Annotated in this window: 24 protein-coding genes, 1 tRNA gene and 1 pseudogene; 14 read left to right on the forward strand and 12 right to left on the reverse strand. The window is 66.8% G+C overall.

Annotation, left to right across the window (positions count from 1 at the left end):
* Window positions 1–4: 4 nt before the first annotated feature.
* Genes ACQI5H_RS01745 through menJ form a run of 3 tightly spaced genes read right to left on the reverse strand, consistent with a single transcriptional unit; the run spans window position 5 to window position 2391 of the window.
* On the reverse strand, window positions 5–391 hold the full coding sequence (locus tag ACQI5H_RS01745; RefSeq protein WP_427077722.1) for a DUF732 domain-containing protein: 387 nt from the start codon (window positions 389–391) through the stop codon (window positions 5–7).
* 42 nt (window positions 392–433) lie between these two features.
* On the reverse strand, window positions 434–1105 hold the full coding sequence (locus ACQI5H_RS01750; protein ID WP_427077723.1) for a class I SAM-dependent methyltransferase: 672 nt from the start codon (window positions 1103–1105) through the stop codon (window positions 434–436).
* Window positions 1106–1164: 59 nt separating this feature from the next.
* Window positions 1165–2391 carry a menaquinone reductase gene (gene menJ / locus ACQI5H_RS01755; RefSeq protein WP_427077724.1) on the reverse strand — a complete coding sequence of 409 codons (1227 nt, stop codon included), beginning with the start codon at window positions 2389–2391 and terminating at the stop codon, window positions 1165–1167.
* A 15-nt stretch (window positions 2392–2406) separates the two neighbouring features.
* Here menJ and grcC1 point away from each other — a divergent pair, with 15 nt between their 5' ends.
* The 3 genes and pseudogenes from grcC1 (at window position 2407) to ACQI5H_RS01770 (ending at window position 4675) form a co-directional block, all read left to right on the forward strand.
* Entirely contained in the window at window positions 2407–3414 is a 1008-nt protein-coding gene (grcC1, locus tag ACQI5H_RS01760; protein WP_427077725.1) for a nonaprenyl/(2E,6E)-farnesyl/geranylgeranyl diphosphat synthase, read from the forward strand.
* Window positions 3415–3495: 81 nt separating this feature from the next.
* Window positions 3496–4350 carry a zinc metalloprotease HtpX gene (gene htpX, locus ACQI5H_RS01765; RefSeq protein ID WP_427077726.1) on the forward strand — a complete coding sequence of 285 codons (855 nt, stop codon included), beginning with the start codon at window positions 3496–3498 and terminating at the stop codon, window positions 4348–4350.
* A 64-nt stretch (window positions 4351–4414) separates the two neighbouring features.
* Window positions 4415–4675, forward strand: a pseudogene (locus tag ACQI5H_RS01770) (helix-turn-helix domain-containing protein).
* Here the strand turns inward: ACQI5H_RS01770 and ACQI5H_RS01775 are convergent.
* From ACQI5H_RS01775 to ACQI5H_RS01790, 4 genes are all read right to left on the reverse strand, one after another.
* The gene (locus ACQI5H_RS01775; protein WP_427077727.1) at window positions 4672–6189 is read right to left on the reverse strand and encodes a SulP family inorganic anion transporter; all 1518 of its coding nucleotides are present in this window, start codon (window positions 6187–6189) and stop codon (window positions 4672–4674) included. The pseudogene ACQI5H_RS01770 and the gene ACQI5H_RS01775 overlap by 4 nt on opposite strands.
* Window positions 6190–6417: 228 nt before the next feature.
* A complete protein-coding gene (locus ACQI5H_RS01780; protein ID WP_427077728.1) occupies window positions 6418–7443 on the reverse strand; it encodes an NAD(P)H-dependent glycerol-3-phosphate dehydrogenase in 1026 nt (341 codons plus the stop codon).
* 41 nt (window positions 7444–7484) lie between these two features.
* A complete protein-coding gene (locus ACQI5H_RS01785) occupies window positions 7485–9005 on the reverse strand; it encodes a flavin-containing monooxygenase (RefSeq protein ID WP_427077729.1) in 1521 nt (506 codons plus the stop codon).
* Between the two features lie 78 nt (window positions 9006–9083).
* Window positions 9084–9575, reverse strand: a complete 492-nt coding sequence (locus ACQI5H_RS01790) for a YajQ family cyclic di-GMP-binding protein (RefSeq protein ID WP_076060895.1) — start codon at window positions 9573–9575, stop codon at window positions 9084–9086.
* Between the two features lie 69 nt (window positions 9576–9644).
* Here ACQI5H_RS01790 and ACQI5H_RS01795 point away from each other — a divergent pair.
* Window positions 9645–9730 (forward strand) — tRNA-Tyr (locus ACQI5H_RS01795).
* Between the two features lie 240 nt (window positions 9731–9970).
* Complete coding sequence (locus tag ACQI5H_RS01800; RefSeq protein ID WP_427077730.1) at window positions 9971–10207, forward strand: hypothetical protein; 237 nt, start codon at window positions 9971–9973, stop codon at window positions 10205–10207.
* A 13-nt stretch (window positions 10208–10220) separates the two neighbouring features.
* On the opposite strand, the gene ACQI5H_RS01805 is transcribed toward ACQI5H_RS01800, so the two are convergent.
* The gene (locus tag ACQI5H_RS01805) at window positions 10221–11555 is read right to left on the reverse strand and encodes a hypothetical protein (RefSeq protein WP_427077731.1); all 1335 of its coding nucleotides are present in this window, start codon (window positions 11553–11555) and stop codon (window positions 10221–10223) included.
* 112 nt (window positions 11556–11667) lie between these two features.
* On the opposite strand from ACQI5H_RS01805, the gene ACQI5H_RS01810 reads away from it, so the two are divergent.
* The 5 genes from ACQI5H_RS01810 (at window position 11668) to ACQI5H_RS01830 (ending at window position 17294) form a co-directional block, all read left to right on the forward strand.
* A complete protein-coding gene (locus tag ACQI5H_RS01810) occupies window positions 11668–13110 on the forward strand; it encodes an amidase (protein WP_427077732.1) in 1443 nt (480 codons plus the stop codon).
* A gap of 416 nt (window positions 13111–13526) precedes the next feature.
* A complete protein-coding gene (locus ACQI5H_RS01815) occupies window positions 13527–14387 on the forward strand; it encodes an adenylate/guanylate cyclase domain-containing protein (RefSeq protein WP_427077733.1) in 861 nt (286 codons plus the stop codon).
* Window positions 14388–14403: 16 nt separating this feature from the next.
* Window positions 14404–15438, forward strand: a complete 1035-nt coding sequence (gene galT / locus ACQI5H_RS01820; RefSeq protein ID WP_427077983.1) for a galactose-1-phosphate uridylyltransferase — start codon at window positions 14404–14406, stop codon at window positions 15436–15438.
* Complete coding sequence (locus ACQI5H_RS01825; protein ID WP_427077734.1) at window positions 15435–16532, forward strand: galactokinase; 1098 nt, start codon at window positions 15435–15437, stop codon at window positions 16530–16532. The genes galT and ACQI5H_RS01825 overlap by 4 nt, the downstream gene beginning before the upstream one ends.
* Window positions 16533–17294 (forward strand): Mut7-C RNAse domain-containing protein, encoded by a 762-nt coding sequence (locus ACQI5H_RS01830; RefSeq protein ID WP_427077735.1) that lies wholly within the window; start codon window positions 16533–16535, stop codon window positions 17292–17294.
* 7 nt (window positions 17295–17301) lie between these two features.
* Here ACQI5H_RS01830 and ACQI5H_RS01835 read toward each other — a convergent pair whose 3' ends face one another.
* The 3 genes from ACQI5H_RS01835 to ACQI5H_RS01845 form a co-directional block, all read right to left on the reverse strand.
* Window positions 17302–17784 (reverse strand): hypothetical protein, encoded by a 483-nt coding sequence (locus ACQI5H_RS01835; protein WP_427077736.1) that lies wholly within the window; start codon window positions 17782–17784, stop codon window positions 17302–17304.
* Between the two features lie 92 nt (window positions 17785–17876).
* Window positions 17877–18551: an LpqN/LpqT family lipoprotein gene (locus tag ACQI5H_RS01840; RefSeq protein WP_427077737.1), complete on the reverse strand. Its 675-nt coding sequence runs from the start codon at window positions 18549–18551 to the stop codon at window positions 17877–17879.
* A gap of 82 nt (window positions 18552–18633) precedes the next feature.
* Window positions 18634–21021, reverse strand: coding sequence for a lysylphosphatidylglycerol synthase transmembrane domain-containing protein (locus tag ACQI5H_RS01845; RefSeq protein WP_427077738.1), 2388 nt, complete (start codon window positions 21019–21021; stop codon window positions 18634–18636).
* Window positions 21022–21141: 120 nt separating this feature from the next.
* Between ACQI5H_RS01845 and ACQI5H_RS01850 the strand changes: the two genes are divergently transcribed.
* Together ACQI5H_RS01850 and ACQI5H_RS01855 are read left to right on the forward strand one after the other, a co-directional pair.
* A complete protein-coding gene (locus ACQI5H_RS01850) occupies window positions 21142–22092 on the forward strand; it encodes a class I SAM-dependent methyltransferase (RefSeq protein WP_427077739.1) in 951 nt (316 codons plus the stop codon).
* Window positions 22093–22094: 2 nt separating this feature from the next.
* Window positions 22095–23042, forward strand: coding sequence for a class I SAM-dependent methyltransferase (locus ACQI5H_RS01855; RefSeq protein ID WP_427077740.1), 948 nt, complete (start codon window positions 22095–22097; stop codon window positions 23040–23042).
* A 110-nt stretch (window positions 23043–23152) separates the two neighbouring features.
* On the opposite strand, the gene ACQI5H_RS01860 is transcribed toward ACQI5H_RS01855, so the two are convergent.
* Complete coding sequence (locus ACQI5H_RS01860; protein ID WP_427077741.1) at window positions 23153–23473, reverse strand: DUF7144 family membrane protein; 321 nt, start codon at window positions 23471–23473, stop codon at window positions 23153–23155.
* A gap of 165 nt (window positions 23474–23638) precedes the next feature.
* Between ACQI5H_RS01860 and ACQI5H_RS01865 the strand changes: the two genes are divergently transcribed.
* Both ACQI5H_RS01865 and ACQI5H_RS01870 read left to right on the forward strand, forming a co-directional pair.
* On the forward strand, window positions 23639–24349 hold the full coding sequence (locus tag ACQI5H_RS01865) for a FadR/GntR family transcriptional regulator (protein WP_427077742.1): 711 nt from the start codon (window positions 23639–23641) through the stop codon (window positions 24347–24349).
* The gene (locus ACQI5H_RS01870) at window positions 24346–25143 is read left to right on the forward strand and encodes an MlaE family ABC transporter permease (RefSeq protein WP_427077743.1); all 798 of its coding nucleotides are present in this window, start codon (window positions 24346–24348) and stop codon (window positions 25141–25143) included. Before ACQI5H_RS01865 ends, ACQI5H_RS01870 begins: the two co-directional genes overlap by 4 nt.

Consider the following 25143-nt stretch of genomic DNA (forward strand, 5'->3'; position numbering starts at 1 on the left):
AGGCCTAGCGACCGGCGCTCTGTACGAAGCCGACCTGGTCGGGGCAGTAGTGATCGACCGCGGCGCCGAGGAACTGGAACGCCTGCCCCTCGCTGGTGCCGCGCGGCAGGTTGCGCTGGATGAAGTTGGCCGACTTGTACGGGTCGGTGTCCACGCCCCTGCCGATCCGGTCACAGGTGATCTTGCCCAGCCACGCCAGTTGGTCCTGCGGCTGGTAGATGCCGAACCCGTTCACGGTGTTCTTGAACGGAGCGTCGTAGTCGCTGGGCGGCGACGGCGTCCGCGGCGTCGGATACGGCGCAGTTGGCGGCGGATCGGCGTGCACCGGCGCGGCCAGCGCGATGGCTGCCGCCGCCATGGCGACGCTGGTAAGCAGCTTGGTACCCCTCATTAGCAGGACTATACACCTCGGCGATGGTTCGAAATCGGCAAATCAGTCGCGGTGCGCAGACAACAGCCAGGCACCGACCGACCGCAGGCCGCTGGGCTCTTCGCGGAATCCAGCGAACGGCAGATCGGGAGCGCTGTCGGGCAGGTTGGCGTGGATGCGGGCCGGCCTGATCTCGTCGACGACCCAGTACTTGGACACCGTGTCGCGCAACTCGTCGGCGGTGACGGCATTGATCGGGCCTCCCGGCACCGCCGCTTTGTCGAAGACCAGGGCGAAGTACGAGGCGCCGGGCGCGGCGGCGCGGCGGATCGAGCGCTGGTAGCCCTCGCGCGCCTCCACCGGGATGGAGTGGAACAGCGTGCTGTCGACGATGGTGCCGAACCGGCCGTCATATCCGCCGAATTCGCTGATGTCGGCGACCTCGAAGGCGACGTTGGTCAGGCCCCGCCTCTCGGCCTCGCGACGGGCCAGGTCGACCGCGGTGGGCGACAGGTCCAGGCCCACCGTGTTGTAGCCACGCTCGGCGAGCGCCAGCGAGATGGCCGCCTCCCCGCAGCCCACGTCGAGCACGTCGCCGTGGAACCTGCCCTGCTCGATCAGCGCGGCGAGCTCCGGCTGCGGGGCGTCGATACTCCATGGCGGCCGCACGCCTGCACCGAACGGGGATTCACCGCGGTAGGCCGCCTCGAACTGGAAATCTGTTGGCTGAGTCATGCCCCATGTATATCAAGCGGCCTGATGCTATGTCAACGAACTTGATATTGAACTCCGGCTCAGCTGAACGGCGTTCGACGGTCGATGAACCGCGACAGCAGGCCCCCGCCGCGCCATACGCGCGCAACCCAGTCGGCATCGTCGTCGGTGACCAGGTTGGCCATCACGCGCACGGCGATGGTCATGAGCGTTGTGGAGCGCATCGCGATCGGCCCCGTCGCGGGAAGGAAGCGTTGGAAGGTGAGCAGCAGCGCCAGCCTGCGCGCCACCGAGAACCCGCGGGCGTAGTGGTGTTGCAGCAGCGAGGGCCACACCCGCGAGAGGTCGCGGGTGTCCAGCAGCTCGGCGGCCAGGCGTCCGGTCTCCAGGCCGTAGTCGATGCCCTCGCCGTTGAGCGGGTTGACGCAGGCGGCGGAGTCGCCGATGAGCATCCAATTCGGCCCGGCCACCCCCGACACCGCGCCGCCCATCGGCAGCAGCGCCGAAGCCACCGCGCGGGGCTGGCCGGTAAAGCCCCACTCGTCGCGGCGCAGGTCGGTGTAGTACGAAATCAGCGGCCGCAGCGCCAGATCCGCCGGGCGCTTCGAGGTCGACAACGCTCCCACGCCGATGTTCACCTCGCCGTTGCCGAGCGGAAAAATCCAGCCGTAGCCGGGCAACACGGCGCCGTCGGGGGAGCGCAGTTCCAGATGCGACGTCAGCCAGGGGTCGTCGCTGCGCGGGGTGGTCAGGTAGCCGCGGGCGGCCACGCCGTACACCGTCTCCTGATGCCAGCGCCGGCCCAGTTTGCGTCCCAACGACGACCGGCCCCCGTCGGCGACGATCAGCTGCCGGCAGCCGACCTCGGTGCCGTCGGCCAATGTCAGTGATGTCACCCGGCGCGATGAGTCGTGGTGGGTGGCAACGGCTTTGGTTCCGAGCAGCATCCGTGCGCCGGCATCTTCGGCGACCTTGCGGATCCGGTCGTCCAGCTCGAAGCGGGCCACCGCGCTGCCGGTCGACGGGAACGACGGTCCGGGCCAATCCACTTCCAGCTCGCCGCCGAATCCGCTCATCCGCAGACCCCGATGCCTGATGCGGGTATCCAGCCAATCGCCTAGGCCCATCCGTTCCAGTTCGGCGACGGCGCGCGGCGTCAGCCCGTCACCGCAGGCCTTGTCGCGGGGGAAGCTGGCCGAGTCGACGACCAGGACGTCGCGGCCCGCGCGCGCGGCCCAGGCCGCCGCCGCCGAACCGGCGGGTCCGGCGCCCACGACCACCACGTCGGCCTTGGTCTCCACGCTCACCAGTATGTTGGTCGAGTGAGTACTCCGGCGACGGTGGTGGCGGGCGTGGACTTCGGCGACGCCGCGTTCGCCGCGACGGTCCGCGACGGTGTCGCGAAAATCGAGCAGCTCATGGACACCGAACTGCGCAGCGCCGACGCGATCATGATCGACTCACTGACGCATCTGTTCAAGGCCGGCGGCAAGCGGTTCCGGCCGCTTTTTACCGTGCTGTCCGCCCAGATCGGACCCAACCCGGACGCCGCGGAGGTGACGATCGCCGGCGCGGTCATCGAACTGGTGCACCTGGCCACGCTCTACCACGACGACGTGATGGACGAGGCGGAGGTGCGCCGCGGCGCCCCGACGGCGAACGTGCGCTGGAGCAACAACGTCGCGATCCTCGCCGGCGACTATCTGTTCGCGACCGCCTCGCGGCTGGTCTCGCGGCTGGGCCCGGATGCGGTGCGGCTCATCGCCGAAACGTTCGCTCAGCTGGTCACCGGCCAGATGCGCGAGACCCGCGGTGTCGCCGAAGCATCGGATTCGATCGAGCACTATCTGAAGGTGGTCTACGAGAAGACGGCCTGCCTGATCTCGGCCGCCGGCGAGTTCGGCGCCATGTTCTCAGGGGCGGACGAGGATCAGGTCGCGCGGCTGAGCCGGCTCGGCGGCCTGGTGGGCACCGCGTTTCAGATCTCCGACGACATCATCGACATCGACAGCGACTCCCACGAATCGGGCAAGCTGCCCGGCACCGATGTGCGCGAAGGGGTGCACACCCTGCCGATGCTCTACGCGCTGGGCGAACCCGGACCCGAGGCGGCGCGGCTGCGCGAGCTGCTGGCCGGGCCCGTCGACGATGACGACGCCGTGACCGAAGCCCTGACGCTGTTGCGGGCGTCGCCGGGCATGGCCAAGGCCAAAGATTTCCTGGCGCAATATGCCGCAAAAGCCCACCATGAGCTGGCCCTTTTGCCCGACGTGCCCGGGCGGCACGCGATGCAGGCGCTGGTCGACTACACCATCAGCCGGCACGGCTAGCGCTGATTGCGGAACTCCGCCCGCCGTTTCAGGCGTTCAATAGGCTGAAGTCCGCGACAGAGTGGTCCGAGGAGGACACCGATGACCTGGCATCCCCATGCCAACAGGCTGAAGACCTTCGCCCTGTTGGTCGGTATGTCCGTGTTGATCGTGCTGGTGGGCTCGCTGTTCGGCAGGACGGCTATGTGGCTGGCGGTCCTGTTCGCGATCGGCATGAACGCCTACACCTACTTCAACAGCGACAAGCTGGCACTGCGGGCGATGCACGCGCAGCCGGTCTCCGAGCTGCAGTCACCGGCGATGTACCGGATCGTGCGCGAGCTGGCCACCTCCGCGCACCAGCCGATGCCGAGGCTGTACATCAGCGACACGAACGCCCCCAACGCCTTCGCCACCGGACGCAATCCGCGCAACGCCGCGGTGTGCTGTACCACCGGCATCCTGGGCCTCCTCAGCGAGCGTGAGCTGCGCGCCGTGCTCGGACATGAACTTTCGCACGTCTACAACCGCGACATCCTGATCTCATGTATCGCCGGCGCCCTGGCGTCGGTGATCACCGCGCTGTCCTACATAGCGATGTTCTTCGGCGGCGATGACCGCGATGGCGACAATCCCTTTGCGCTGCTGCTGGTTTCGCTGCTGGGCCCGATCGCCGCGACTGTCGTGCGGCTGGCGGTGTCGCGTTCCCGGGAATACCAGGCCGACGAGTCGGGTGCCGTGCTGACCGGTGACCCGCTGGCGCTGGCGTCGGCCCTGCGCAAGATCTCCGGAGGCGTACAGGCGGCGCCGCTGCCGCCGGAGCCGCAGCTGGCCAGTCAGGCGCATCTGATGATCGCCAACCCATTCCGTGCGGGTGAGCGAATCGGATCGCTGTTCTCGACGCACCCGCCGATCGAGGACCGCATCCGCCGGCTGGAAGCGATGGCGCGGGGTTGATAGCGGCTTGGCCCTTCGGCCTCGTCTAGCTACGTACCATGGGAGTTGCCGATCGATTGGCTACATGGAAGCAGTGATTCCGATGCCGGGAGCTAACTCAATGGATATCCACGAAGCCGGATTGTCACTGGACCTGCCCGACTTGATATTCGAGACGCGCGTCGGCGCGGGCATGAACCAGGCCCAGCTGGCCGATGCACTCGGCATCGACAAGGGCGTGGTCGCCGCCTAGGAGAAGGGCAGTGACGTGCCGCGGATCGATGTGCTGGAACGCCTGGCCCAAGTGTGCGGCAAGCGCCTGCACATCAGGATCGACGTCGATTAGGCGGCGGCTTCGGGTCGCTCGGGTTCGACCAGGTCGCGAAAGGGCCGGCGGGCATGGCCCGTCTCGAACTCACCGTGGATTCGGATGGTGCCGCCCGTGGCCTCATACTGCTGTCGCCAGTCGGTAATCGCTTGGTGCGCAGCATGATCCATGTAGTTGACTGAAATACTGACCGACACGGTGTGACCGGTCGGGACCGATGCCAGCACGCGGGTCAGCCGGGGCAGGGCGAGGAAGGTGCACGCGGTGCCCTCGATGCTCACCTGCCATTCGTCGCGGACGGGCTTCGCCTCGACCTTGACCCGGATCACCCGCCATCCGGTCAACGCGATCGCCAGAGCGAGCCCGATCATCACGCCGTGCAGCAGATTGAGGAAGATGACGCTGACCGCCGTCACCACGTACACGGCGAGATCCCGGTGTTTCATTGCGGTTTCGATGTGCGCGGGCTTGAGCAACTGAATGCCGATGACGATGAGCAGGCCGGCAAGGGCGGCGGACGGGATTTTCTCAACCAATTCCGCGAAGGGAACCGTGAACAGCAGGATCCAGACGCCGTGCATGATCGAGGAGGCGCGGGATTTCGCGCCCGCGTAGACATTCGTTGAGCTGCGCACGATCACGCCGGTGACCGGCAGCCCGCCGATGGTCCCCGACACGATGTTTGCGGCACCCTGTCCGACCAACTCGCGGTCGAAATCAGTGCGGGGCCCGTGATGCATCCGGTCGACGGAAACCGCCGACAGCAGGCTTTCGACGCTGGCGATGAGCGCGACGGTGATCACGCCGATTGCCACCGCGCCCCAGTTGCCGTGCGGAATGTCGGGCAGCCGCAACGCGTTCAGCGGCGACTCGTCGATCTCGATCCGCCTCACGTGGAACGGGAAGACCAGCGAGATGACCGTCGCCGCCACGATGGCGACCAGCGGGCCCGGGATAAAGCGCAGGCGGGCGGGAACCCAGCGCCAGGCGATTAGGATCACGATCACCAGGACGCCCAGCAGCACTCCCGGCCGATGCGCGCCGATGATTTGGCCCGGCAGGCCGATAAGGTTGTGCCAGGCCGTGCTTTTGGATTTGCCGCCCAGCAATACGTGCGCTTGTTGCAGCGCGATCGTGATCCCGATGCCGGCCAGCATGGCGTGCACGACGACCGGCGAGATCGCGAGCGCCGCCCGCGCAACGCGGCTGAGCCCCAACAGAACCTGCAGCACGCCCGCGGCGGCGGTGATCAAACACGTTACGCCCCAACCGAAATCGGCGATGAGGCCGGCGACCACCACTGTCAGGCCGGCGGCGGGCCCGCTGACCTGCAGCGGTGATCCGCCGATGGCACCGACGATGATGCCGCCGGCGATCGCGGCGATCAGACCGGCCAGGACGGGAGCGTTCGACGCGATCGCGATGCCCAGCGACAACGGAAGCGCGACCAGGAAAACCACGAGCGAAGAGGGCAAATCGTGCCGCAGAATCGATCGCAATCGGTCGGAGGACAGCGCCTCGATGTGGTGCATCGGTGGCTCCCTCGTTAGGACTAGCGGGGGACGTTCCGATATCCCGCCCTTGCGTTCAGTAACGTCTGCGTAACTGATTGGCGCACAAACGATTACACCCAGCGCAACACGATGGGAACGCTTGGCTACCTCGTTCGACGGTATGGGCCAGCAAAACCTCGGTCAAGCTGACGGGGCGGGCGCATATGGAATGCAAATGTTTTCGTAACGTCCCGTTAAGCAGGGCAGTCAGAAGCCCGAGCCGTGCACCTCGTGCCCCGGGACCTCGGCGATCAGCCCGTGATAGGCCTGCTCGACGGACGAGCCATGGTTGATGACCGCGTCGACCTCACGGGCGATCGGCATGTTCAGGCCGAACTCGTTGGCGAACTCCATGATCACGCTGGCGGCCTTCACCCCCTCGGCGACCTGGTTCATCGACGCGATGATCTCGTCGATCGGCTTGCCGGCCCCCAGCTGCTCGCCGACGTGGCGGTTCCGGCTGCGCTGGCTGGTGCAGGTGACGATCAGATCGCCCAGGCCGGCCAGCCCTGGAAAGGTGTCGGGGTGGCCGCCGACGGCCACGCCGAGCTTCGTCATCTCGCGCAAGGCGCGGGCGATGACCAGCGCGCGGGTGTTCTCCCCGATGCCCAGCGAGTAACCCATCCCCGCCGCGATCGCGAAGACGTTCTTCAGGGCCCCGGCCATCTCCGCGCCGACGACGTCGTCGGTGGTGTAGACGCGGAAGCGCCGGGTGCGGAACAACGCCGCCAGCCGGGTGGCCAAATGCTGGTCGGGCATCGCCAGCACCGCCGCCGCGGCATAGCCTTCGGCCACCTCGCGGGCGATGTTCGGGCCTGCCAGGATGCCCGCCGGGTGGCCGGGCAGCACCTCCTCGACGATCTGCGACATCCGCATATTGGTGCCCTGCTCGAGCCCCTTGACCAGCGACACCACTGGCACCCACGGCCGCAGCTCTTTCGTCAGCTCGGTGAGCACGCCCCGGAAACCGTGCGAGGGCACGCCCATGACGACCACGTCGGCGGCATTGGCGGCCTCGGCGAAGTCGGTGGTCGCGCGCAGGGTGTCGCTCAGGACGACGTCGTTGCCGAGGTAGCGGTGGTTGCGGTGATTGTCGTTGATGTCCTTGGCGGTCGCCTCGGAGCGCACCCACTGCAGCGTCGGTCCGCGGCGCGCGCAGATCGACGCCACCGTGGTCCCCCAGGAACCGCCACCGAGGACAACGACTTTGGGTTCGCGCTTCGTAGCTGCCATGGCGATCAGCGTATTGCCGACACTCGCGATTTAGAAGCAGTTCATCCGGCCAGGGGCGCCCGGTCGCCGGCGCGGCCGAACACCATCGCCTCCTCGATGCGGTCGAACCGGTAATCGATCGCATCGGCGAGGTAGTTCTGCCGCACATTCCACGGCCGCTTGGTGCCCGACTTGGGTAGCGCGTGCAGCGACCGCTTCACATAGTTGGCCTGGATGTCCCAGGCCGGCTTCTCGGCCATCGGCTCATCGCCCAGGTGTGGGGCGGCATGCGTGTAGCCGTGAGACGCCATGTGCGCCATCAGCTTTGCCGTTGCCCGAGCGGTGATGTCGGCCCGCAGCGTCCACGACGCGTTGGTATAACCCACGCACCAGAACAGGTTGGGCACGTCTTCGAGCATGTGCGCCTTGTAGACGAAGCGGTCCCGCGGGTTGATTTCGACGCCGTCCAGGCTGATCGTGGCCCCGCCCAGCGCCTGCAATTGCAGGCCGGTGGCGGTGACGATGACGTCGGCGTCGAGGTGGCCGCCCGATTGCAGGGCGATGCCGGTGGCGTCGAAGCGGTCGATGTGGTCGGTGACCACCTCGGCGCGGCCCGACGCGATCGCGGTGTACAGATCGGCGTCGGGAATCAGGCACATCCGCTGGTCCCACGGGTTGTACCGCGGCTTGAAGTGCGTGTCGATGTCGTAGCCGTCGGGCAGATAGCGGGTCGCCACGTAGCGCAGCAGCCGCTTGATCAGCCCGGGCGTCTTGCGGGAGAAAAACCAGAACACCGCCTCGGTCAGGGCGGAGTATGTCCGGGTGACCAAGTGGGCGGCCCTGCGCGGCAACACTTTACGAGCCGCCGCGGCCACCCTGCTGTATTTGGATGCCGCCATCATGTAGGTCGGAGAGCGCTGCAGCATGATCACTTTGGCCGCGCGCTCCGCCAGTGCCGGGATGAGCGTGATCGCGGTGGCGCCGCTGCCGATGACCACGATCTTCTTGCCGCTGTAGTCCAGGTCTTCCGGCCAGTGCTGCGGATGCACGACGGTGCCGCGGAACTTCTCGATGCCGGGGAAGTCGGGGGTGTAGCCCTCGTCGTAGTTGTAGTAGCCGCTGCCGAAGAACACGAACCGGCTGCGGTAGTGCCTCAAAGAGTTAGGGGCACCGTCTTGCTCGACCGTGACCGTCCAGGTGTCGGTGGACGAATCCCAGTCCGCGGAACGGACATAGCTGCCGAACCGGATGTGGCGGTCGATGCCGTGCTTGCGCGCCGTCGCGATCAGGTACTCGCGGATGTGGGTGCCGTCGGCGACGCCCTCCCTGCGGGTCCACGGCTCGAACGGATAGCTCAGCGTGAAGATGCTGCTGTCGGACCGAACTCCGGGGTAGCGGAACAGATCCCAGGTGCCCCCGATCCGGTCGCGCCGCTCCAGGATGGCGTAGGTCGTATGCGGGTTGCGCTCGGTGATCCGGTACGCCGCGCCGATGCCGGAGATACCGGCGCCGACGATCACGACGTCGAAGTAAGCGGCGCTAGCCGCGCCGTCGCCGGCGGCCTCCTGGGGAGTCACGGTCATCGTGAACCTCGCTTGATTCGTGGGACTCGGCACTACCTTAGGCACCCACCGGTTGGTTGAGCCAGCAGCTAGACCGCGCTACCGGTAGTTGACGAACTGCAGCGCCACGTCGAGGTCGGCCTTCTTCAGCATCGCGATCACGGCCTGCAGGTCATCCCGCTTCTTGCTGGTGACGCGGACCTCGTCGCCCTGGATCTGGGTCTTGACGTTCTTGGGCCCCTCGTCGCGGATCAGCTTGGTGATCTTCTTGGCGTTCTCGCTGTTGATGCCCTGCTTCAGGGTGCCGGTGACCTTGTAGGTCTTGCCGGAGGCCTGCGGCTCGCCGGCCTCGAAGGCCTTCATCGATATGTCGCGGCGGACCAGCTTTTCCTTGAAGACGTCGACGGCGGCCTTGACGCGCTCCTCGGTGGACGACGTCAGCTCGACCGCCTCGTCGCCCTTCCAGGCGATCTTGGTGTCGGTGCCGCGAAAGTCGAACCGGGTGGCTAGCTCCTTGGCCGCTTGGTTGAGCGCGTTGTCGACCTCCTGCCGGTCGATCTTGCTGACGATGTCGAACGATGAGTCCGCCATTCGATCCGTCCCTTCATCAGGTGATAGCCGTTTGTGCCCTGTCTACCCGTTCGTTGTAACCTGTCTGGCGGCAGGTTGCCCGAGCGGCCAATGGGAGCGGACTGTAAATCCGTCGGCTTACGCCTACACAGGTTCGAATCCTGTACCTGCCACCAAGGCTCGTGCAGTTCAGAGCATGCTCCGCTGAAGCGCGCTTAGGCGGAAGGCGAATAGCGCCCACCCGGACACCGCCCTAAAATTTGGCGCATGGGATCGGATGGTTTGCAGGTGGTCCCTCCTGAGCTGCAGGCTACGGCCGCCAACAGTTCAGCAAGTCAGGATTTCCGGCGCGCCTACACCGACTACGCAGCACAGAGTCAGCAAGCCGGTCAGGCACTGCAAGCGGCGTGCCCGGCATGATGACCGCGATTCTGGCATTGACCGCGATGGTGGCCTTGATGGCTCTCTTCACCATCTTCTTTTACTGGTATTGCCGCTGGATCCGCGACGGCCGAATCAACCTGTATACGGACCCAGAATGGAATTCGGTCACCGGCCCCGCGTCACCACACTCGTTGCTTGATCCCAACACCCGCATAGGGAAACAGCCCGAGTACGACGACGACCATGTCCACCATCGATCGGAAGAGTGACTGCGCGGTCTGCTCAGAACCACGGACCGGGATAGTGACCGTCCTGGTCCTGCACCATCACGATCTCCTTGCATTCGCCGGTCGCGTCCGCGGCGGTCTCGCCGCGGCATACCAGCGTCCAGCCGTTGATCCGCGCGAACGGACGCACCGACCAGTTCGAGGCGACCGGATCGGGAGCCGGCAGGGCGATGACCGAGAACGTGTTGCCCACGTTCGTGATGTAGAGGTGATCGCCGAAGAAAGCCACCTTGGCGATCGGTTGCTTCAAAGCGTCGTCGCGGTTTTTCAGAAAGTCCCAGTGCTGTGTTCGCAGGTTCCACACCCCGAACCCGAACTGCGAATTGTCCGAGACGCGGCCGTCGACGAACAACTTCCCGTCCGACAGTGTCGCCCCCAGTCCGCCCCCGGAGATCCGGTCGGTGTCCCCGACCTTGATGACGGATTTGGAGTTCAGGTCGAAGAACATGGTCGACACGGCGGTGGGGGAGTCCTGTCGCGTGATCTTCACGAGTTTGTCTGGCCCGTCGGATAATTCGGCGTCGACGGACACGACATCGTTGTCCTGGTATATCGGTTCGCTGTTCGGCCGGCGCAGCTCGGCTCCCGTCGTCTTGCCCTCCGTGGTGTTCCGCTGGAATGCCAGAACGTCCTGCCAGGCCCGGGCGGGCTGCGGGTCGCTCCACGTCGTGGAAAGGTCTGCACCGGAAAGGATTACGGTCCGCGGCGGCGACGTCGCGGCGTGGCCGTCGGTGAAGGCGTTCACCCATGCCACCCCCGACGCGGTTGCGCCGAGCCCCCATCCGTTCGGTGCGGTCAATCTCAGGTCAGGGGTGGGCGGCTGCAGCTCCTTGGTGGCCACCGGCTGGCCGGACTTGAAATCGAAGGCGTACGCGGTCGCCTTGGTGACTTCGGGGGCGGGCGTCTGGGCCGGCTTGACGGTCGTTACCAGGTAGACGACCTTCATGTCGTCGGCGACGCCCGTTAGCGCGCACATCGCGCCGCTGAGAATCTCACCGGCGGGCACCGCGGGGAGAGCCGGCGCCACATACTGTCCGGTCTTGGTATCGAAGACCTTGGGGCGGATGTCGTCGAGTGCCGATTTGGCGACCGAGAACCTTTCGGGACACCCGAAGTAGGCGGTGCCGCCGTAGCTTTTCCAATCCTTTTCCAACGGGCCCGTTATCGGGGCCGGTGGGGGCGCCGCGCTGGTGGTCGTGGAAGAAGAGGTCGTCGACGAGGTGGTCGGTGTGAATGCGGGCGGCGACACCGTCGCCGAACACGCGGCGACCGCAAGACAGACGCCGGGCACGACGAGGGCAAGCTTGCCTCCGGGCACACGTCGCCCCATAAGCACACCCACTAGCAAACCCCCGTTCGTGTAACCAACGAGCGTAGAGCCGGGCGGGTGCAACCGCGACTCCGGCACAGCGGTTTCGATCACACGTGATAGACCAAGAGCCATGAGCGGTCTTGCCGACGAGACACGGTGGATGGATGCCACGGACCAGGCGGCCCTGGTGGCCAAAGGCGAGGTCACGCCCGGCGAGTTGCTCGAGGCGGCGATCGAGCGGATCGAGCAAGCCAACCCGTCGTTGAACGCCGTGGTCATCGAGTGGTTCGAGCACGCGCGGTCGGTGGCCGCGGATCCGGGCCTGCCACACGGGCCGTTCCGCGGCGTCCCGTTTCTGCTCAAGGACCTGTATACGAGTTTCGCCGGTCAGACCCTGTCGAACGGCAACGTGGCGCTCAAACAAGCGGGCAAGATCGACACCGCCGACACGACGCTGGTTGCCCGGTTCAAGGCGGCCGGGCTGGTGATCGCGGGGCGGACGAACAGCCCAGAGATGGGCAGCCTGCCGACCACGCAGCCGCTCGCCTGGGGGCCGACGCGCAATCCGTGGGCGCTGGATCGCACGCCGGGCGGATCGAGCGGCGGAGCCGCCGCGGCCGTGGCCGCCGGGATGGTGCCGTTCGCCAACGCCTCGGACGGCGGCGGCAGCATCCGGATCCCGGCTTCGTGCTGCGGGCTGGTGGGCCTCAAGCCGAGCCAGGGACGGACCACGGCCGGGCCGCTGCGCACCGAGGCGGGGCTGGGGGTCGAACTGTGCGTCAGCCGCACGGTGCGCGACACGGCGAGCCTGCTCGACGCGGTGCACGGTCCCGGTGTCGGCGACAGCGTGATCGCGCCGGCGCCCGAGCGGCCGTACGCCACGGAGGTCGGCACCGATCCGGGCCGGCTGCGCATCGGGCTGCTCGACGTGCATCCGCGCGGCGACTTCCTGCATCCGGACTGCGCCTCGGCGGTGCGGTCGGCGGCGGCGATGCTGGAGGGGTTGGGCCACATCGTCGAGCCCGCCTGGCCGGCTTGCCTCGCCGATACCTCCTTGGTCGAGAAGTTCATGGCGCTGTGGGCGACGCAGATGGCCATGGCGGCCCGGGGATTCGGCGAGACGCTCGGACGCGAAATGACGGCCGACGACATCGAGCCGGTGAACTGGGTGCTGGTCCAGCAAGCGCAGCGGTTGACCGCCGTCGACTACGCCGACGCCCAGGCCGCGGGATGGGCCTTCCGCAGGGCGGTGCAAGGGTGGTGGGCCGACGGCTGGGACCTACTACTGAGCCCGACGCTGGCGGAGCCGCCGCTGCCGCTGACGGAGTTCGAGAACAATCCCGAGCAGCCGACGGCGCCCATGCGCCGCGCGGGCCAATTCGCCGCGTTCACACCGCCATTCAACATGAGCGGGCAGCCGGCGATCAGCCTTCCGCTGCACCGCAACTCCGAGGGCCTGCCCATCGGAATCCAGCTCTCCGCCGCCTACGGACGCGAAGACGTGCTCATTCGCCTTGCGGCCCAACTGGAATCGGCCCACCCCTGGGCGTCCGATCACCCGCCGATCCCGTGACGCTGGAGGAGAGGTCAACTTCACCCGACGGTCGATACAAAGTCTGCGTCGACCCATTCGAGGCACGTGCTTTCCAATGGGTCGAGACGCCCGAACTGATTGATTCCGCCACTGACAGAGCGCTTCTCGCCTTGACGGACCGCTACTGGCACCTGGATTCGGTCGACTGGCGAAGCGGGTCCGTGGTGAGCATTGATTTGCGACACTTCCCGGATGGTTGCCCCGAGTACCGGGTCGACATTGACTGCGAGCGACTCACCGCAAGCGTTGATGGAAATGGGCCTTACCCCCTAGGACAACTCGAAAAGGCGCTGGAGCGCGCTAGCGGGGCGCCCTCGACGACGCCGGGGCCGACGATCCCAAGTTGAGGCGGATGCCTCATGTGTCGAAACGGCGTCGGGGTCGACTATTTCAGCATGATTGACAGCAAGATCCCACGCCAGACCGCGCCGGTGACGCCGGAGCAGCGATGGGACAAGGTGTTAACCGAAGGTCACGCGCCTTTGGTGTCGGCGCGGCGGGTGTTTCGCTACCTGCCGTCGGCCCCACGTTGCAAGCTGTGCAACAACCCCTTTGGGGGCCTGATCGGCCACGCTTTCGCCGCGGCCGGGTTCCGCCCGTCGCGCAAGAACCCCAATTTGTGCAGTCGCTGTTGTGATGTGCTTCCGCCGGGTGGCGCCGAGGTCGATATCGCGGTTTTGTTCGCCGACGTTCGCGGCTCCACCGCGCTGGGCCAGCACGCTGTCGCCGCCGATTTCGCCGCGTTGCTCAACCGGTTCTATGTCGTTGCAACACAGACCCTGCTGCGGCACGACGCGGTGATCGACAAACTCATCGGCGACGAGATCATGGCGTTCTTTGTTCGGGGCATCAGCGGTCCGCAGTACCGCCGGCGTGCGGTTCTGGCCGCGATGGAGCTGATCAAAGCGGTCGGGTACGGCAGCGACGAGGGGCCTTGGCTGAAGCTAGGCATCGCGGTCAATGCGGGGGTCGCATACGTCGGCAACGTCGGGGGCGCGGTGGTCGATTTCACCGCCCTCGGTGATCCGGTCAACGTGTCGGCCCGGATGCAACAACACGCCGCGGGCGGGGAGTTGCTCGTCGCATCCGGAGTGGCCGACGACCTGATGGGGATGACGCCGCGGCGGCGACTCAACCTGCGTGGGCACGACCAGCCGATCGATGCCTTCGTTCTGGATTCGGTCTCCAGCGGTGGCCAAGCTAGTCTTCAACGTCGTGACAGCGCCGACGCGGGCGAAGCTGGCCGACGGCCGTGACCTGCTTTTCTTTTCGCTGCCCGGGCACCGACCGGCCCCGGTCGAAGATCGCAGGCCGCTGCCGCCGCGCGACCCCGACCAGTCGCAGTTGCGGTTCGACCGCTCGACCGGACAGTGGGTGATCATCGCCGCGCTACGCCAAGACCGCACCTACAAGCCACCGCCGGACCAGTGTCCGCTATGTCCGGGCCCGACCGGGCTGACCAGCGAGGTGCCCGCCCCCGATTACGACGTCGTCGTTTTCGAGAACCGCTTCCCGAGCCTGTCCGGCGCCTCGGCCGATAAGCCGGCTGAAATGCCCGCGGGTGACGGCTTCGTGTTCGCCCCCGCGTACGGGCGCTGCGAGGTGATCTGCTTTTCCAGCGACCACACCGGGTCGTTCGCGGAGCTGCAACCGCCGCATGCCCGGCTCGTCGTGGACGCGTGGCGGCACCGCACGGCCGATTTGATCGCAAAGCCGGGCATCGAGCAGGTGTTCTGTTTCGAGAACCGCGGCGAGGAAATCGGGGTGACGCTGACCCATCCCCACGGCCAGATCTACGGCTATCCCTACCTGACGCCGCGCACCGCCGCCATGCTCGGCCAGGCCCGCGAGCATCGAATGCGCCACGGCGGCAACCTCTTTGCCGACCTACTTGCGCGCGAGGTCGCCGACGGCAGCCGCGTCATCACGCGCACCGAGCTGTTCACGGCGTTCGTGCCGTTCGCGGCGCGCTGGCCGGTCGAGGTGCACATCTATCCGAACAGGTTCGTCCATAACCTTGTCGACCTCGACGAGAACGAACTGAACGGATTCGCCCAGATCTACCTCGACGTGCTGGAACGGTTCGACCGGATGTATTCGGCTCCGCTGCCATACATTTCGGCGCTGCACCAGTTCGTCGACACGCACGACCAGGCCGACGGCTACTTCCACGTCGAGTTGATGTCGATCCGGCGCAGCGCCACCAAGCTGAAGTATCTGGCTGCATCCGAATCGGCGATGGACGCGTTCATCGGCGACGTCACACCCGAGGCCGTGGCCCAGCGGCTACGGGAGCTCGGCCGATGACCGACTCGAGCGTGCGGTACGCCGCCCCCGGGCGGATCAACCTGATCGGGGAACACACCGACTACAACCTCGGGTTCGCACTGCCGATCGCACTCCCGCAACGCACCCTGGTGACCTTCCTCCCCGACGGCGGCGACGCGATCACCGTGGGCAGCGATCGCGCTGACGGCTCGGTGCGCATTCCCCTCGACACCGCTCCCGGCGGCGTGACCGGCTGGGCCGGCTACGTCGCTGGGGTGATGTGGGCGCTGCGACAGGCCGGCCACCCGGTGCCCGGCGGCGCGATGTCGATCACCAGCGACGTCGAGATGGGCTCGGGCCTGTCGTCCTCGGCGGCACTGGAATGCGCAACCCTCGGCGCGATCGCGGCGGCGGCCGGTGTGCGCATCGACCCAACGGAGCAGGCGCGGATGGCCCAGCGCGCCGAGAATGAATACGTCGGCGCCCCAACGGGTTTGCTTGACCAGCTGGCCTCGCTGTTCGGCCGGCCCGCCACGGCGCTGCTGATCGACTTTCGCGACGTCACCGTCGATCCGGTGGCCTTCGATCCCGACGGTTGTGGCGTCGCGCTGCTGCTGATCGACTCCCGGGCACGCCACCGTCACGCCGGCGGTGACTACGCGGCCCGGCGCGCCTCGTGCGAGCGCGCGGCCGCCGAGCTGGGCGTGTCGTCACTGCGCGATCTGCAGGATCGCGGCACGTCGGTTTTGGCGAGAGTGACCGATCCGACGGACGCCCGCCGTGCGCGTCACGTGCTCACCGAGAACAGCCGGGTGTCCGATTTCGTTGGTGCCCTGGGTGATTCGGACTTCGCCGAAGCCGGCCGCATCTTTACCGCCTCGCACGCCTCCATGCGCGACGGCTTCGAAATCACCACCGAGCACATCGACCTGATCGCCGATGCCGCGGTGGGCGCGGGCGCCCTGGGCGCCCGGATGACCGGCGGCGGGTTCGGGGGCTGCGTGATCGCCCTGGTGCCAACCGAGCGGGTGGATTCCGTCGGTGACGCGGTGCGAAGGGCCGTGTGCGACGCCGGGTTTGAGCGGCCGGTGATCACGAGAACCCATGCCGCCGCGGGCGCGGGGCCCGAGTAGGTGAACGAACCGCCGGGAGTCGGCTACGTCGAGGTCCGGGCGTACGCCGAACTGAACGACTTCCTGGCGCCCGAGCTTCGCGGCGCCACCGTGCGCCGCCCCTTCCGTTCCCACCAGACCGTCAAGGACGTGCTGGAGGCAATGGGCATTCCGCACACCGAGATCGACCTCATCCTGGTCAACGGAGATCCGGCCGACTTCGAGCATCGGCCCACCGCCGGCGACCGCATCGCGGCGTACCCGATGTTCGAGGCGCTCGACGTCACGTCCACCGCCAGGCTTCGGCCGGTGCCGTTGCGCGATCCGCGATTCGTCGTCGATGTGAACCTCGGCCGGCTCGCGCGGCTGCTTCGCATCCTCGGTTTCGACGCGTGGTGGTCCAGTGATGCCGACGACGCGGCCCTGGCCCGCATCAGCCTGGACGAGCAGCGAATCCTGCTGACCCGCGATCGCGGCCTGCTGAAGCGCCGGGCAATCACGCATGGCCTCTTCGTGCACTCCCAGGATCCCGAGCAACAGGCCCTCGAGGTGATGAGGCGACTGGACCTACGCGAACGGCTGGCGCCGCTCACCCGCTGCCTGCACTGCAACGGTGCATTGGCAGCGGTCGACAAGCGCGACGTGATCGACCAGCTCGAGCCGTTGACCGCCCAGTACTACGAGGAATTCAGCCGCTGCTCGGGATGTGGTCGCATCTACTGGGCCGGCTCACATCATGCGAAGTTGCTCGGCCTCGTCGAACGGCTGCGCGGGCAACTCTGATCGGTCCCTATGCGGGAGTCAGCCGCACCGCTCCCAAGTGCATCCGGTCGACGGCCTCGGCGAATTCGTCCAGGGTCGGCATGCGCTGGTCGCGAAATTTCAATCCGATCATCCGCTGCGCGCGCTGCACGCCGTAGGCCTGGGCGCAGCGCAGGTAGAGGTCGGAGACGACGGCGCGGTCCCGGATGAGCTCACCGCGCATGGTGGTCGTCTTGCCGTCGTAGACGACCTCGGCGGTGGCGCCGCCGCGGAAGTTCTGCTTCCAGGGCGCGCCGGTCAGCGCGTAGAGGTCGTTGTCAATCATGTGGGCGCTCACTGGAAGTGAGTACGGCCGCCCGGTCTTTCGTCCGGTGAAGCTCAACACCATCAGCTGCTTGCGCGCGGACCCCGCCAGCGGGGTGCGCAGCAGGGAGCGCAGCATCGGGTTGACGATGCGAAGTAGAGCCGACGGTGGGTGCCCGACGTCTATCGCGTGCGACTGTTCTGCCATGCCAACACCGTAGGACCAATCGGGGTCCGGGGGAACATGCCGGATCGCGCCGCGGAGACGAACACGCTCCGCGGCGCGATCCGGCTACCGACTCAGACGGAGATGGTGGTCTGGTCGTCGACGATGTTCATCCCGTCGATCAACGTCGCCTTGTCGGTGGCGAGCGCGTCGGCGTTGAGCTGCAGCACGAAGAGGGCGCCCTGGCCGGGAATCACCACGGTCTTCTGTCCGACAAACCGTGTCTTGCCGTCCTTGACGTAAGTGCCGCTGATCTGCCACGCCTGGAAGCCGCTGAGGGTGGAAGCCGATCCGTCGCCGGAGACCTGGGCACCCGGCAGATTCTGCACCTCGCCCGGGGCGTACTGGATGATCTTGGCCGGGTCGGCGTTACCGTCCAGCTTGGCGACGAGCGCCGAGATCGTCGGCGGATCGGAAGGATCCGACGGCTGAGAGAAGGCGATGGTGCCGTAGGAGGCGCTGCTTTCGTTGGCTACCTGCCAGCCCGGGGGCATCGGCAGACTGATCGTGGGGGAGCCCGGATCGCCCCGGCGAACGGGGCTCTGCGTGATGTGGTTCTCGTTGAAGTAGTCGGCGATGGACTTGTGGGCCTGCCCGGAAGATGTCGCGCTGGTTGTCGTGGTCGTCGACGTCGACGTGCTCGTCGATGTTGATGTCGACGTGGACGTTGATGTCTTGTTGTTGGATCCGCAACCGACGAGCGCCACAATCAGCGCCACGGTAATGGTTGCTGCGGTCAAGTGTTTCATCAATCAACTCTCCCGAAAATTGGGGCCGGCACCAGCGCCAGCCGCGCGGATTGAGACTAGCCGAAGTCGCTGCGGAAAGTTGCTAGACCATCTCGTTTGCGGTCAGCCACCGCATCACCGGCCACCCGACGAACACCGGCAGCCAGCAGGTGAGCACCCGATACAGCAGAACCGACGGCACGCCGACGGCCGCGGGAACGCCGAAGGCGGCCAGACCACCGATCAATGCCGCTTCCACGGCGCCGACGCCGCCGGGCGTCGGCGCGGCCGAGGCGAGCGTTCCCCCGACCATTGTCACCACCGTGCAGGTGACGAACGTCGCGCCGCCGCCGAAAGCCTCGACGCTTGCCCACAGCGCCAGTGCCGCGCCGAGAGTCGTTCCGGCGCAACCGAGTACGATCAGACCCAGTCGTTTCGGTTGGCGGGCGACCTCGACCAGGTCCCCGACTACCTCCTTCAGCTTGGGCCGCAAGTCCGTCGCCAGCCAGCGCCGCAGCCTGGGCACGAAGAGAAATGTCCCTAGAAGGCCGAGCGCCACACCCGCGATCAGGTACAGCACGGTGGCATCCGGGACGAAATGCTTGAGGTCCATCGACGCGCCCGCGACGGTGCTGAACAAGACCAGCAATACCACGTGCATGATCACCTGCACGGATTGCTGCAGTGCCACGGCGGTGGTGGCCCGCACTGCGGGTAGCCCTCCCCCCTTCTGTAAGTAGCGCGTGCTAAGGGCCAGCCCGCCGACGCCGGCCGGGGTGGTGGTCGCGGCAAAAGTGTTGGCCACCTGTGCGATTGACAGCTTCCAGAAGCTCACCGATTCGTCAGCGCTTGCCCATAACGCGGCCGCCGCGCCCACGTAGGTCAGCGCCGACACCGTCAAGCCCAGCACCGCCCACCACCAGTTCGCGTTTCGAACTTCGTGGAAGAACGTCGGCACGGTGCTGATGAAGGGATACGCGACGTAGACGAGCGCCCCCAGCAGCACCAGTTGAATGAACTGGCTGCGGCTGAAGCGGGTGATCGTCGCCGCCTGGATCTGATCGGCACCGGTTTGCCGCTGGACCTCCGCCTTGGCGGCGGAGATGACCGCGCCGGCGTCGGCTATCGACTGTCGAACACGTTTCGGCACAGCGGCTTTGGTGAGCCGGCGGGACGCGGTCAACACGGCGGCTTTGCCGAACACGTCGATCGCGGCGGCCACCGCCGACTTCGGATCGTACAGCGCCGACGTCGTCACCAGAAGTTGCGCGACGTCGGACTGCAATTGGGCCTCGGTGGCGCCGTATTCGGCGTTGCCGAATCCACCGAAGAACACGGTGCCGTCGCGCACCGTGATCTCGTCGCCGCGCAAATTGCCGTGTGAAATCTGCTGTTCCTGCAGGGTTTTCAGCGACTCCCACACTGCGGCGACGGGTGTCGCGGTGGCGCATTCGACGAGGGGAAGCCCTTGCACGGGCCGGTGCGCGTACATGATCCAGCCGCGATCGAGCACGGCGACCGCGATCGTCGCCGTGTTGGCAACTCCCACTTCACCGATGGCGATTGCCATCAATGCGCGGTGCTCGACGATGCGACGCATAGAGGTCTGAAAGGGCGCGGTCTCGGAGCCGCGCAGCCTTAGCTTCCACCACAATTGGCGCAATGCACCACCGCTGCGCTGATGCGGGCCGTACAACTCGACAATCGCGGCGTCGGAGGCCGAATCGGAATCCTGACAGGTGGCACTGAGAACGAGCGGTCCTTGTCCGGCCGGCTGGATCACGCGCAATCTGGTGACCACGCAACCGCGTTTGGCCAGCGAACGCGCCGCACCGTCCAGCGGCACCTCCAGAGCGGGTGTGCCGACGACCAGAACCACCAGCGCGCCGACGAACCATCCCACCGCCAGTCCCAGCAGGGAGCGGGCGGGGACTATCGCGCTGATGAACAGGTGGATCGGCACGAATGCGAGCAGCAGCGCCCACCACCAACGTCGCCAGCGCGCGGGAAGCCACGGACCCGAGACGGTCAGCACCGCCGCGAGCAGGGCTATCCACCGTGGGTCGTCCAGGATCTGGGCCAACACGGTTTGGGGTCGATCGGTCAGGTCGAAGTGCCATCGGGGCGCCGCGATGCCATTGCCGCCGATCGAGAGCGGAAGAACGGCCAACAGCCCCGCGGCCGCATAGGCGCCGAGCAGTTTCCATTGCCGGGCGGCGATCAATCCGATCAGGATCGCGAACGGCAGCACCAGGATCGCGATGCCGTACGCCAGGTAGACCAGATCGGATTGGGTGGGTGTCAGCACGCCGACGATCTCGGAGATCGACTTTTCCAGCGCGACCCACTGCGGGCGGGTGATCAACGATCCGGCGATGACGATCCCGAAGAACACCACGGTGGCGCCGAGCCGCAGGATGTCGTTCGTCCGTCGGGTCAGTGGTTGCAGCAAGTCGCCCGAGACGCTGATGTCACGCCCGTCAACCCGCATGTCCGACAACTTAACCGGATACCTCCGGGTCAGCGGAGGAGAACCTGACGTACAGCTCGCTCACACGCAGCGCGCGTAGGGTCGCTATGTAGGCGTGCTAGCAAATTGGAGGACGTGAGAGTGGCGAGAACCGACAACGACACCTGGGACATCACCGAGAGCGTGGGTGCGACCGCGCTGGGCGTCGCAGCGGCCCGCGCGGCCGAAACCGAGAGTGAGAATCCGCTGATCAGCGACCCGTTTGCGCGGGTGTTCCTCAACGCCGCCGGAGACGGCATGTGGAACTGGTTCGCCGCACCGGACCTGCCCGCCGAGATCGCCGAGGCCGAACCCGACCTCCAGCCGCGGATGCAGGGGATGGTCGGCTACATGGCCGCGCGGACCTTGTTTTTCGACCAGTTCTTTCTCGACGCCGCGCGGTCGGGCGTGCATCAGGTGGTGATCCTGGCGGCGGGTTTGGACTCGCGGGCGTGGCGGCTGCCTTGGCCCGACGGCGTCACCGTCTACGAGCTCGACCAGCCCCGGGTGCTGGAATTCAAGTCGTCGACGTTGCGCGACAGCGGTGCCCAGCCGAAGTGCAACGTGGTGCACGTCCCGGTGGACCTGCGCCACGACTGGCCGGAGGCGTTGCAGCAGGCCGGTTTCGACGCTTCCGCGCCCAGCGCCTGGTCGGCCGAGGGGTTGTTGCCGTTCTTGCCGGCGGCGGCGCAGGAGTTGCTTTTCGAGCGCGTTCAAGCGCTCGGCGCCGCCGGCAGCCGAATCGCGGTGGAGGCACCCGGCCCCGACTTCCTCGACCCGGACGCCATCGCGAAGCGGCGCGAGACGATGCAACGCGTGCGCGAGCTGATGGCCAAACTCGAGCCGGAACGGGAGATCCCCGAGGTGCAAGACCTGTGGTATTTCGAGGAACGCGAGGACGTCGACGCCTGGTTGCGCCGCCACGGCTGGGACGTGACAGTGACTCCGGCCGAGGAGCTGATGGCCCGCTATGACCGGACGCCGCCTCAGCACATCGAAGGCGCCGCCCCGCGGACCCTGTTCGTGGCCGCCGAGCGGGCAGAAGGGAACTGAGCGTGGCCAGAACCGACAACGACACCTGGGAGATCACCGAGAGCGTAGGCACGACCGCGCTGGGGGTGGCGTCCGCGCGCGCGGCGGAGACCGAGAGCGACAATCCGATGATCCGCGACCCGTTCGCGCGGGTCTTCCTCGATGCGGCCGGCGATGGACTGTGGAACTGGTACTCCGCATCGCAGCTGCCCTCCAAGCTCCTCGATGCCGAACCTGAGGTGCGGCTGCAGATGCAGGCGATGGTCGGCTACATGGCATGCCGCACAGCCTTTTTCGACGACTTCTTCCTCGACGCGGCGGGCGCGGGCATCCGCCAGGCGGTGATCCTGGCGAGTGGATTGGACTCGCGGGCCTGGCGGCTACCGTGGCCGGACGGCGTCACGGTCTACGAGCTCGACCAGCCAAGGGTGCTGGAGTTCAAATCGGCGACCTTGGCCGAGCACGGGGCGCAGCCCGCGTGCGACCGCGTCGCCGTCCCGGTCGACCTGCGTCAGGACTGGCCGACGGCGTTGCGCCAGGCGGGTTTTGACGCCTCGCTGCCCAGCGCCTGGTCGGCCGAGGGGTTGATGCCGTATCTACCCGCCGCGGCCCAGGACTTGCTCTTCGACCGCATCGACGCGCTGAGCGTCGGTGGCAGCCGCGTGGCGGTGGAAGCGCTAGGGCCGCGGTTTCACGATGCGCAATTCCGCGCGAAGCGTCGGGCGCGGATGGAGCGTATCCGTACCGTGATGACCGAAGTGGACCCGCAGCGCGAGATCCCCAACAACGAAGAGTTGTTCTACTTCGAGGAGCGCGAAGACGTCGGTGAGTGGTTCCGGCGTCACGGCTGGGACGTGACGGTGACGCCGTCCGACGATCTGATGGCGGGCTATGGACGCAGCGCCCCCAAAGAGGTCGCGGACACCATGCCGGGAAACCTGTTCGTGGCCGCGCACCGGTCGGAAAGCTAGCGGCCGATAGCCGAACGTGCGGCTAGCCGCACGTTCGGTGTCGACTGTGCGGCTAGCCGCACGTTCGGTGTCGACTGTGCGGCTAGCCGCACGTTCGGCGCGATAGAGGATTATGTCCGAAGCGGATCTCTCCCCATCCGTAAACGGAGTTTCGTCCGGGCGAGCGCGTAGATCGCCACGAGGTCAAGGCCGATGGCCGCCAGATTGAACCAGTGATAAGTCGCCACCCATACGGCGGAGATAACCAACGACGCGCACGCCGCGACGAGGGCAAGGATCGGAGCGCCCGGCACCCTGAAGACCAGCATCGCGGCCGTGCCCGCGACAATGATTCCGACCGCGACAAAGAGCCAGCCCTGCCAGTAGCTGATCGTGTACAGGCCCTCCAACAAGGAATTCAAGCCGGAAATGCCCAGCAGGATCCCGGCCATGAATGGCAGGCGTGATACGTCCGTCCGCCGTATCCGCTTGTCACCGCCTTGTTGATCCGTAGTCATCGCTGAGGCACTACCCGCGCGGCGCGGCCTCAAACGACGACACGCCGATAGTGGTCTGACCACTTGACGTCAGACCACCGCCGAGCCAGACTGACCGGCATGGCGCTGCAGCCGGTAATTCGCCGATCGGTGCCTGAAGAGGTCTTCGAGCAAATCGCGACCGACGTGCTCAGCGGCGAGATGCAGCCCGGTGAGGCCTTGCCCAGCGAGCGGCGGTTGGCGGAGGTCTTCGGGGTGTCCCGGCCCGCGGTCAGGGAGGCCCTTAAGCGGCTTTCGGCGGCGAGGCTGGTCGAGGTCCGCCAGGGCGGCGTAACCACCGTGCGTGATTTCCGCCGGCATGCCGGCCTTGACCTGTTGCCCCAGTTACTGTTTCGGGATGGCGAGGTCGATCTCGCCGTTTTCCGGAGCATCCTCGATGCCCGGCTGCGCATCGGTCCGAAGGTCGCGGAGCTGGCAGCCGAGCGGCGCGGACCCGAGTTGGCCGAATCGCTCGAAGAAGCGCTGCGCACCCTCGAGAAAGACCCCCTTGAGTGGCAAGGCCTGCCGTTCACGTTTTGGGATCATGTGGTCGACGGTGCGGGTTCGATCGTATTCCGGTTGATGTACAACGCATTTCGCGCCGCGTTCGAACCCGCGTTGGCCGCCCTGCCTGTGTCCGCCGACGGCAAATGGCGCGAGGAGTATCGGAACTTGGCCGATGCGATCTGCGCCGGTGACGCAGCGGAAGCGAACAAAGCCGCCCGCGACTTACTCGAACGAGCGAACGTCAGGATGCTGGCCGAACTCGGCCGCCGGGGGAAACGGCGATGAGCACCGCCACCGTCATCACCACGTATCTCCGTGGCCAGATCCAGCCCGGGGTCGACGCGGTCGGCGGCTTCTACCGGACCTGCGTGCTCACCGGCAAGGCGCTGTTTCGGCGTCCGTTCCAGTGGCGGGAGACGATCGAGCAGGGCTGGTTCATTACGAGTGTCTCGTTGCTGCCAACGCTCGCTGTCTCGATTCCGCTGACCGTCCTGATCATCTTCACGCTCAACATCTTGCTGGCCGAGTTCGGCGCCGCCGACATCTCAGGTGCGGGTGCGGCGCTCGGCGCGGTCACACAGCTGGGCCCGCTGACCACCGTGCTGGTGATCGCCGGGGCCGGCGCCACCGCCATCTGCGCCGACCTGGGCGCCCGCACCATCCGCGAGGAGATCGACGCGATGGAGGTGCTCGGCATCGACCCCATCCACCGGCTGGTGGTGCCTCGCGTCGTCGCCGCGACCATCGTCGCCACACTGCTGAACGGCGCGGTGATCACCATCGGCCTGGTCGGCGGTTTCGTCTTCGGTGTTTTCATCCAACACATTTCGGCCGGCGCCTACGTCGGCACCCTCACCCTGGTCACCGGCTTACCCGAGGTGGTCATCTCGGTCGTGAAGTCGGCCACGTTCGGAACGATCGCCGGCCTGGTCGGTTGTTATCGCGGCCTCACCACCAAGGGCGGTCCCAAGGGCGTCGGCACCGCCGTCAACGAAACCCTGGTGTTGTGCGTGATCGCGCTGTTCGCGGTCAACGTGGTGCTGACCACGATCGGCGTGCGGTTCGGGACGGGGCGCTGA

Origin of the sequence: Mycobacterium heidelbergense, from assembly GCF_050205645.1 — a bacterium.
GTDB lineage: Bacteria > Actinomycetota > Actinomycetes > Mycobacteriales > Mycobacteriaceae > Mycobacterium > Mycobacterium heidelbergense_A.